Here is a 9,786-nt window from a genome sequence, read left to right as displayed (position 1 = left end):
TGAACCCGGGGCGGTTCACACCGAAGTCACCAAGGGCATGACCCAGAAGGCCATCGGTGGCGGCACGAACGGACGAGCACCCATCGGTTACCTCAACGTCCGCAAGCGCGACGAGTTGGGGCGCGAGCTCCGCACCATCGAACTCGATCCCGAGCGAGCACCGATGATTGAGTGGGCATTCAAGGCATACGCATCCGGGAACTGGAGCGTCAGCCAGCTCCACGACGAACTCACCTCGCGCGGACTGCGCAGCCTGCCCACGCCGAAGAGGCCGGCGAAGCCCTTGGCCGTGTCCACCATCCATCGCCTCCTGATCAACCCGTACTACAAGGGCGATGTCATCTACCGAGGCACCCGATACAAGGGCAACCACCCGGCGCTCGTGCCTGCCGAGGTCTGGTACCAGGTCCAGTCCGTGCTCACCGCGCACCAGTGCGCCGTCGAGGCGACCCAAGTCCACGGCCACTACCTCAAAGGCACTATCCACTGCGGCCAGTGCGGTTCGCGGCTCATCGTCTCCAACGCGAAGAACCGCCACGGCAACGTGTACTGCTACTTCGTCTGCTCCGGCCGACACTCCAAGCGGACCGACTGCACGCGCCAGGCGATGCTCATCGAGGATGTCGAGAAGCTCGTCGAGGACTACTACTCTCGCGTGCAGATCACGCCGGCTCAGCAGGACGCACTCGCGGGGATGCTCCACCACGAGTTCGACCGGCTCATGGCCGCCGAAACCGAGGAATTGGAACGCCTCACCACCAGCCGCGACCGGCTCGAAAGCGAGCAGGACCGGCTCATGCAGGCGCACTACGCCGACGCGATCCCGCTGACCGTGCTCAAGCGCGAGCAGGACCGAATCGTCGCCGAACTCGACAAGGTGACCCGACGTATCGACGCCCACTTCGGCGACTACGCCGACGCCCGCGCCCACCTCGACGACGCCCTCGGACTGCTCGCCAACTGCGCCGACATCTACGCCCGCTGCGACGACACCAACCGGCGGCTATGCAACCAGGCGTTCTTCACGAAGGTCTACATCGACGAGGACAACGAGCTGCGCGTCGAGCACAACCGGCCCTTCGAAATGCTCCTCGATCCGCAGGTCAACGCCAACGCTCTGACCTGGGCCGCAGACGCACACAAGGCCCGAACCTCCACCAACGTTTCCGTTGGCAAGGGTTCGAGCCTTGTGCGTGGGGTGGAGCCTAGGGGACTCGAACCCCTAACCCCCTGCTTGCAAAGCAGGTGCGCTACCAATTGCGCCAAGGCCCCGGATGCGCCGCGAGGCGCTCGGCCGACTATACCGGCTTGGTGGCCTCGGCCCACAGCTCGTCCTCGGCCCGACGGCGACGCTCGCGCTCGGTGAGGGCGACGGCGGCGCCGACGGCGAGCAGACCGGCGATGATCTTGCGCATGACTACCTCCTGGGTCGGGGGCTCCAGCCTAGCCACCGTGACGATCCGGGGCGGCGGACAGGCGGGGCGGGCCGGCGGCGGTGCCTGGCGATCATGCTCGGACGACGAAAGGAGCCACCGTCTCGGGGACTGGTGGCTCCTCACGTGGTGGGCCTAACAGGACTTGAACCTGTGACCTCTTCCTTATCAGGGAAGCGCTCTAACCGTCTGAGCTATAGGCCCGCACCCGCCTCGAGGACCCCTTGACAAGGTGCTCGACGCGAGGAGTAACGCTACCGCATGCCCGGTGCTGCGGCCAAAACGGGCGGCCGTCTGCCAGGCTCGCGGCTCGTCAGTCGTCGGTCAGCGTCTGACGCACGCCGCCGACCAGGCCGGCGCAGATGTTGTAGAGGAACGCCGCCAGGGTGGCCAGCGCCGTCAGCAGCAGGATGTTGATGAACGAGATCACGATCGACAGGGACAGCACGCGGCTGAAGCCGACGTAGTCCATGAGGTCGAACTCCTTGCCCTGCGGCAGGAGCCCGAGCACCATCTCGTTGATCGACGAGAACACGCCCATCCCGTTGAGGATCATCCACAGCACGGCGATCAGCACGACCCCCGCGATGCCCGCAGCCACCGACAGCAGGAACGCCAGCTTGAGCACCGACAAAGGGTCGACCCGCTGCACGCGGAGCTTGGCCTGCCGGCCGCTGCCCGTGCCCGAGCCCGCCGCCGGGACGGAACCGCCCGACGTGGTGCGGACGGGCTCGCGCACCGCCGTGTCGTTCACGGCGTCCATCGACTGGGTGCGGTCGGATGCCGAGCTGCTCGAGCTGCTCACTGGTCGTCCTCCTGCGGGTCCTCGGCTGTGGTCGCGTCGTCGGACACGGCCGTCTCGTCGCTCTCCCCGGCCACGCTAGTGCCTGCGGCCGACTCCGTCGTGCTCGCAGCGCCGTCACCGGCGCCCGTGTCGGCGGTGTCCGAGGGGCCGTCGCCCGGCATACCGGCGTCGTCGTCACCCTCGGGGGCGAGCGCGCCCGCCTCCTCGAGCTCCTCCTCCGCGGCGCGCTCGACGTTGCGGGCCACGGCCACGATCGCGTCGTTCTTGCCCGGGTTGGCGAAGGTCACGCCCTGGGTGTTGCGGCCGGTGTAGCGGACCTCGTCGACGCGGGAGCGCACGATCCGGCCCTTCTCCATGACCAGCATGACCTCGTCCTCGGGGGACACGACCAGCGCACCGACGAGGTCGCCGCCACGGTCCGAGGCCTTGGCCACGAGCACACCGAGCGTCGCGCGGCCCTTGACGGGGTACTCCGACGAGAGCGTCCGCTTGGCCAGGCCGTTCTCGAACACCACGAAGACGTCCGGGTCGGTGCCGTCCTCGATGACGTTCATCGCCAGCAACGAGTCGCCGTCGCGGAACTTCATGCCCGTCACGCCCGAGGTCGAGCGACCCATCGGCCGCAGCGTGTCGTCGGTCGCCGTGAACCGCACCGACTGACCCTTGACCGACACGAGCAGCAGGTCGTCAGCCGCCGACGCCAGCGAGGCGCCCACAAGCTCGTCCCCGTCGCGCAGGTTGATCGCGATGAGGCCGCCGGAGCGGTTGGAGTCGTAGTCGTCCAGACGGGACTTCTTGACCAGGCCGTTGCGGGTGGCGAGGACGAGGTAGGGGACGTTGATGTAGTCCTGGATCGCCAGCACCTGCGCGATCTTCTCCCCCGGCTGGAAGGCCATGAGGTTGGCGACGTGCTGGCCCTTGGACTCGCGCGAGCCCTCCGGCAGCTCGTAGGCCTTGGCGCGGTAGACGCGACCGAGGTTGGTGAAGAAGAGCAACCAGTGGTGCGTCGTCGTCGTGAAGAAGTGCTCCACGATGTCGTCGCCACGCAGCGAGGCGCCACGCACACCCTTGCCACCGCGGTGCTGCGAGCGGTACTCACGGGTGACGGTGCGCTTGGCGTAACCACCACGCGTGATGGTGACGACCACGTCCTCCTCAGGGATCAGGTCCTCCATGGACATGTCGCCGTCGTAGGGGACGATCTCGGTGCGGCGGGCGTCGCCATACTTGTCGACCAGCTCGCCGAGCTCGTCCTTGATGATCTGCCGCTGCCGCTCCGGCTTGGCCAGGATGTCGTTGAAGTCGTCGATCTTGGCCTGGAGCTCATTGTGCTCGTCGATGATCTTCTGCCGCTCGAGGGCGGCGAGGCGACGCAGCTGCATGTCCAGGATCGCCATCGCCTGGATCTCGTCGATCTCCAGCAGGTCGATCAGCCCGTCACGCGCCACCTCGACCGTGCGCGAGGCGCGGATCAGGGCGATGACCTCGTCGAGGGCGTCGAGGGCCTTGAGCAGGCCGCGCAGGATGTGGATGCGCTCCTCGGCCTTGCGCAGGCGGTACTTCGTGCGGCGCACGATGACCTCGACCTGGTGCTCCACCCAGTAGCGGATGAACGCGCCGACCGGCAGCGTGCGCGGCACCCCGTCGACCAGCGCCAGCATGTTGGCGCCGAAGGACTGCTGCAGCTGCGTGTGCTTGTAGAGGTTGTTGAGCACGACCTTGGCCACGGCGTCGCGCTTGAGCACGATCACGAGGCGCTGGCCGGTGCGGCCGGACGTCTCGTCACGGATGTCGGCGATGCCCTGCAGGCGGCCCTCCTTGGCGAGCTCGGCGATCTTGAGCGCCAGCGCGTCCGGGTTGACCTGGTACGGGAGCTCCGTGACGACCAGGCACTGCCGGCCCTGGATCTCCTCGACGTTGACGACCGCCCGCATGACGACCGACCCGCGACCCGTGCGGTAGGCGTCCTCGATGCCGCGACGGCCCAGGATCAGCGCGCCCGTGGGGAAGTCCGGGCCCTTGATGCGCTGCATGCACGCCTCGAGCAGGTCCTCGCGAGACGCCTCGGGGTGCTCGAGCAGCCACTCCACCGCGCTCGCGACCTCGCGCAGGTTGTGCGGCGGGATCTGGGTGGCCATGCCGACCGCGATGCCCGACGAGCCGTTGACCAGCAGGTTGGGGAACCGCGCCGGCAGGACCTCGGGCTCGCGGGTCTTGCCGTCGTAGTTGTCCTTGAAGTCGACGGTCTCCTCGTGGATGTCGCGCACCATCTCCATGGCGAGCGGCATCATGCGGCACTCGGTGTATCGCGGCGCGGCCGCGCCGTCGTTGCCCGGCGACCCGAAGTTGCCCTGCCCGTCGATCAGCGGGTAGCGCAGCGACCACGGCTGCACCAGCCGCACGATGGCGTCGTAGATCGCCGAGTCGCCGTGCGGGTGGTAGTGACCCATGACGTCACCGACGACGCGGGAGCACTTGTTGTAGCCCCGGTCGGGGCGGTAGCCCCCGTCATACATGCCGTAGACGATGCGACGGTGCACGGGCTTGAGCCCGTCCCGCACGTCCGGGAGCGCGCGGCTGACGATGACGCTCATGGCGTACTCGATGTAGCTGCGCTGCATCTCGGAGTTCAGGTCGACCGGCTCGACCCGATCAACAGTAGGAGGAGTCTGCTCACTCATGCGTCAACGGCCTCTCGTCGGGCGAAGGTGCAAGAAGGGTGCTGGTGGCCACGAGCCGCAGGGAGACCGGTCCCGAGCGGAACGGCTGGGCGGCGGGCCGTGGAGGGCTTGGCGGGAGCCGCGAGGAACGAGCGGCGGATGGTAGGCCCGCCGCCCAGCCGTGAAGCTCCACCGTCGACATGCGCGAGATCACGCATCGAGGAACCGCACGTCCCGCGCGTTGCGCTGGATGAACGACCGCCGCGACTCGACGTCCTCGCCCATCAGCACGGAGAAGATCTCGTCCGCGGCGGCCGCGTCGTCGAGGGTGACCTGCAGGAGCACCCGGTGGTCGGGGTCCATCGTGGTCTCCCACAGCTCCTGGTAGTTCATCTCGCCGAGGCCCTTGTAGCGCTGGATGGGGGCGTCCTTGGGGAGCCGGCCACCGTTGGCCTGACCGGCGGCGACCATCTCGTCGCGCTGGCGGTCGCTGAACGCGAACTCGTGCTCGCGGTTGGACCACTTGAGGCGGTAGAGCGGGGGCTGGGCGAGGTAGACGTAGCCGGCCTCGATCAGCGGGCGCATGAAGCGGAACAGCAGCGTCAGCAGCAGCGTGCGGATGTGCATGCCGTCGACGTCGGCGTCGGCCATGAGCACGATCTTGTGGTAGCGCGCCCGGGTGATGTCGAAGTCCTCACCGACGCCGGTGCCGAAGCCGGAGATGAGGGCCTGGACCTCCTGGTTGGCGAGGACCTTGTCGATGCGGGCCTTCTCGACATTCAGGATCTTGCCGCGGATCGGGAGGATCGCCTGGTTGAAGGGGTTGCGGCCCTGGACGGCGGAGCCGCCGGCGGAGTCACCCTCGACGATGTAGACCTCGGAGACCGAGGGGTCCTTGGACTGGCAGTCCTTGAGCTTGCCGGGCAGGCCGCCGGACTCCATGAGCCCCTTGCGGCGGGTCGCCTCGCGGGCCTTGCGGGCGGCGATGCGCGCCGCGGACGCCTGGACGGCCTTGCGGACGATCTCGCGACCCTCGGTGGGGTGCCGCTCCAGCCAGTCGCCGAACCGGTCGGTCATCGCGCCCTGCACGAAGCCCTTGACCTCGGAGTTGCCGAGCTTGGTCTTGGTCTGGCCCTCGAACTGCGGCTCGCCGAGCTTGACCGAGATGACGGCGGTGAGGCCCTCGCGAATATCGTCGCCGGTGAGGTTCTCGTCCTTGTCCTTGAGGAGGTTCTGCTTGCGCGCGAAGTCGTTGACCAGGCGGGTCAGCGCGGCGCGGAAGCCCTCCTCGTGGGTGCCGCCCTCGTGGGTGTTGATGGTGTTGGCGTAGGTGTGGACCGACTCGGAGTAGGCATTGGTCCACTGCATCGCGACCTCGACGGACAGGGACTTGCCCTGGTCCTCGAGCTCGAAGTCGATGATGTCGTCGTGCACGACGTCGGCCCGCTTGGACGTGTTGAGGTGCTTGACGTAGTCGAGCAGGCCGTTGTCGTAGCGGTAGGTCACCGAGCGGCCCTTGGCCTTGCCGGCCCGGTCCTTGGCGACCTCCTCCTGCGCGCCCTCGTCGGCGCCCTCGCCGGCCTCGGTCTCGACGCTGTCGACCGCGCCCATCTCCTCGGCCTCGAGGTCCGCGTCGGCGTCGGCCTGCGCCTGGGGACGCTCGTCGGTGAGGACGATGGTCAGGCCCTTGTTGAGGAAGGCCATCTGCTGGAAGCGGGCGCGGATCGTCTCGAAGTCGTAGGTCGTCGTCTCGAAGATCTTGTCGTCGGCCCAGAAGGTGATGGTCGTGCCGTTGCGGTCCGACGCCTCCTCCTTGGCCAGGGGGGCGACGGCCTCGCCGTGGTCGAACTCGACGCGCCAGGCGTGGCCGAGCTGGTGGACCTCGGCGACCAGCCGGGTGGACAGGGCGTTGACCACCGACGAGCCCACGCCGTGCAGACCGCCGGACACCTTGTAGCCACCGCCGCCGAACTTGCCGCCGGCGTGCAGCTGGGTGAGGACGAGCTCGACGGTGCTCATGCCGTACTGCTCGTTCCTGCCTGTGGGGATGCCACGCCCGTTGTCGGCGACGCGCACCCCTCCGTCGGCGAGCAGGGTCACGTCGACGCGGTCGGCGAACCCCGCCATCGCCTCGTCCACGGCGTTGTCCACGATCTCCCACACGAGGTGGTGCAGACCGCGCTCACCGGTGGACCCGATGTACATGCCCGGGCGCTTGCGGACGGCCTCGAGCCCCTCCAGCACCTGGATCGAGCTGGCGTCGTAGTCGCCGCTGGGGGCCGGCGCCTGCTGGGCGAGGTCCTCGGCGAGCTTCTCGACGGCCTCGGGACCGGTGGGCTCCTCGACGTCGGCCACAGTGCTCCTCACAAACGATCGCGCGTATGCCGGAAACCTCCCGCACGACCCTGGCCCGTGATGCGGGCAGGGGTCGCGCCCTCGGCCGCGTCATGCGCGTGCCGTGATGAGGCCGGACACCGGTCGCCACCTTGGCTGACCGTCCGTCAGTCTATCGGTCGCGGGAGGTAAAACACGCCTCCTGAGGCCCCTGGGAGCCATGTCGGCGGAAAATTTCCGCCATCTGCATGGTCCCCCTCACGGACGGGGTCGCGAGAGGCCCCTGTGGGCCGCCATCCGCCCCGCCATGGGGCGTCAGCGGAGGCTCAGCACGAGCTCCTCGACCTCACGCACGTCGCGCTCGATGGCCTCGGCGGGGCGAGGCGTGGTGACGGGGTCGGCCATGATCCGCTCCAGCGGGCCCCGCGCCCGGTCGAAGGCCTCGTGCGCCCGGCGGATGTCCGGGTGCCAGCACGCCCCGAGCACGAGATAGCCGAGGGCGGCGAGCGAGCGCTCCATGCGGTGATAGGGACCGACGGTGTCGCGGCTGTCCGCCAGCGCTCGTCGGGCGACGACGTCGGACTCGAGCAGCTCGTAGTAGAGGTTGCGTCTGTGGTCCAGCGCGTCCCGCGTCTCGAGGGCGCCGGCGGCGAGGTCCACCATGACGCGCTCGGTCGCGACGACGACCCGCCGGGCGTGCGCTCGCAGCACGATCTCCGGCGCCCGTCGACCCGTCGCCCAGAGCACGAGCAGCGCGCAGGCCACGCCGACGAGCGTGTCGACCAGCCGGTCCGCCACCACCGAGGACACGGACTCGCCCGGGGCGGACGCCATACCGATGGTGAGGGCGAGCGGGGTGATCACGACCACGGCGAGCGCGTAGTTGCGCGTGACGAGCAGCTCCACGACCAGCTGCATGCCGGCCACGACGACCACCAGCCACCAGCCCTGCGGGTCCAGCGCCAGCAGCCCCGCAAAGATCAGGAGCCCGACCAGCGTCCCGAGGGTGCGGTGCACGCCGCGGACGGTCTGGACCTCGCGGGTGCCGCCCTGGTGCAGGACCAGCGCGGCGAAGCAGACGGCCCAGTAGACGTGGCCCTGGTGCAGGACGTGCGCGACCAGACCGGCGAACGTGGTGGCCAGACCCACGCGCAGCACCATGAGCAGCACCTCTGACGGCCATCGCGCCGCCTCCCGCAGCAGGTAGCCCGCACCGGGTCGACCGAGGGCGGTGTCGCGCAGCTGCTCGGCGTCGACGGCCGCATCGACGAGTGGCTCCTGCTCGCCGCCCCGGACGTCGTGATCGGCGGCCTCGTCGTCCACCGATCCCCACGGTCGGGGCTCGACGCCCAGCCGGGCCCCGGCCAGGCGTGCGCTCGCGGCGGCATAGGTGAGCTGGGCGCGCTCCAGGCGCTCCACCAGCCGTGGGGGCCGACCACCGTCGGTGACGGCGGTCCAGGCCCGGTGCAGCGCGCCCGAGGCGCTCGCTCGCAGCGCCTCGAGGTCGCCGTCGTCGTCCCTGCCAGGCTCTGGGGTCGGGTCCTGGGGGACACCGGCGGCAAACGCCCGTATGGCGCCCTCCGCCGCCTCGGTCGCCCGCTGCTCGGCCCGGTGCGGCGCCACGAGCAGGTCCGCCATGCCGATCACCCACGCCGACACCGCTCCGGCGAAGGTCAGCGCCACCACGCTCCAGGGAGCCGCGCCGTGGGTGACCGCGAGATTGCCCACGCCCAGCACCAGGACGAAGAAGTAGGAGCCGGGTGGCCCGACCTTGAGCGCCACGCACACGAACGCCGCGACCATCGCCACCACCACGAGCACCGCGACCGTCACGACGGGGTGGCCCGCCGTCATCGCCCCCAGCGCCACCGCCCCGGTCAGGCCGAGGGCGGCCAGCGCCATGACCCGGGCCCGGAAGCGGCCGGGCGCGGTGGCGCCATACAGGATGGTGAAGACCCCGAGGCTCGCCACGAGACCGAGGGACAGGTGCCCGGCCAGCTGCCCGACGGACAGGGGCACCGCCATGGCCACGGCGGCCTTGACCGCGACCGGCCATCGCGGCGGTGAGGGGTTGAGGCGCAGAATCGTGCGCGTGTGGCGGCGCAGGCTGGGAGAGCTCATCGCCACCATCATCCCGCGCGTCAGTCCCCGTCGGTCACGTCGATCACCGAGAACGTGGCGACGCCGTGGGCGATGGCCTTGTCGTCCTCGGCGCGGACCACGTCGCCCTCCACCATGACCAGCGATCCTCCCTGCTTGCGGACCTCGGCGCTGGCGAGCAGCTCCTCGCCGACCTTGGCCCCGGAGAGGAAGGTCACGGTGAGCGAGACGGTCACGGCGCTCTTGCCGTCGGGCAGGTCGGAGCGAACGGCGTCGCCCATGACGGAGTCGAGGAGGGTGCCGAGCAGCCCGCCGTGCACGCCGCCGTTGACGTTGCTGTGCTCGTCGGTGGGCGTGACGCGCAGCCCGGCGTCGTCACCGGGACGGTCCGTGGCCGAGGGGTCGCTGCCGGTGACGCCGAGAGTGTCGAGGAAGGTCATTCTCGTCACTTGCC

General features: G+C 69.6%; 6 protein-coding genes, 2 tRNA genes and 1 pseudogene. 1 reads left to right on the top strand and 8 read right to left on the bottom strand.

All coding sequences use genetic code 11. From position 1 onward, the window contains the following. Positions 1 to 37: 37 nt before the first annotated feature. Positions 38 to 637, top strand: a pseudogene (locus tag B4E97_RS19145) (recombinase family protein); the annotation flags it as partial. A 562-nt stretch (positions 638 to 1,199) separates the two neighbouring features. Here B4E97_RS19145 and B4E97_RS09395 read toward each other — a convergent pair. The 8 genes from B4E97_RS09395 to B4E97_RS09365 form a co-directional block, all read right to left on the bottom strand. Further along, positions 1,200 to 1,272 (bottom strand) — tRNA-Ala (locus B4E97_RS09395). Between the two features lie 26 nt (positions 1,273 to 1,298). Beyond that, positions 1,299 to 1,415, bottom strand: a complete 117-nt coding sequence (locus B4E97_RS19140) for a DLW-39 family protein (RefSeq protein ID WP_230082589.1) — start codon at positions 1,413 to 1,415, stop codon at positions 1,299 to 1,301. Between the two features lie 145 nt (positions 1,416 to 1,560). Then, a tRNA-Ile gene (locus B4E97_RS09390) sits at positions 1,561 to 1,637 on the bottom strand. A 109-nt stretch (positions 1,638 to 1,746) separates the two neighbouring features. Further along, positions 1,747 to 2,238 carry a DUF3566 domain-containing protein gene (locus B4E97_RS09385; RefSeq protein WP_239262039.1) on the bottom strand — a complete coding sequence of 164 codons (492 nt, stop codon included), beginning with the start codon at positions 2,236 to 2,238 and terminating at the stop codon, positions 1,747 to 1,749. Next, positions 2,235 to 4,919, bottom strand: coding sequence for a DNA gyrase subunit A (gene gyrA, locus B4E97_RS09380; RefSeq protein WP_286955793.1), 2,685 nt, complete (start codon positions 4,917 to 4,919; stop codon positions 2,235 to 2,237). Before gyrA ends, B4E97_RS09385 begins: the two co-directional genes overlap by 4 nt. A gap of 189 nt (positions 4,920 to 5,108) precedes the next feature. Continuing rightward, positions 5,109 to 7,253: a DNA topoisomerase (ATP-hydrolyzing) subunit B gene (gyrB, locus tag B4E97_RS09375; protein ID WP_286955792.1), complete on the bottom strand. Its 2,145-nt coding sequence runs from the start codon at positions 7,251 to 7,253 to the stop codon at positions 5,109 to 5,111. A 294-nt stretch (positions 7,254 to 7,547) separates the two neighbouring features. Further along, complete coding sequence (locus tag B4E97_RS09370; RefSeq protein ID WP_286955791.1) at positions 7,548 to 9,353, bottom strand: FUSC family protein; 1,806 nt, start codon at positions 9,351 to 9,353, stop codon at positions 7,548 to 7,550. 20 nt (positions 9,354 to 9,373) lie between these two features. Continuing rightward, positions 9,374 to 9,772: a PaaI family thioesterase gene (locus B4E97_RS09365; RefSeq protein ID WP_019285983.1), complete on the bottom strand. Its 399-nt coding sequence runs from the start codon at positions 9,770 to 9,772 to the stop codon at positions 9,374 to 9,376. Positions 9,773 to 9,786: the final 14 nt, after the last annotated feature.

Source organism: Arsenicicoccus sp. UBA7492 (assembly GCF_002479615.1).
GTDB classification, from domain to species: Bacteria; Actinomycetota; Actinomycetes; order Actinomycetales; family Dermatophilaceae; genus Arsenicicoccus; species Arsenicicoccus bolidensis.
Note: the sequence above shows the minus strand (reverse complement) of the source record. Positions and strands in the feature narration are given on the sequence as shown.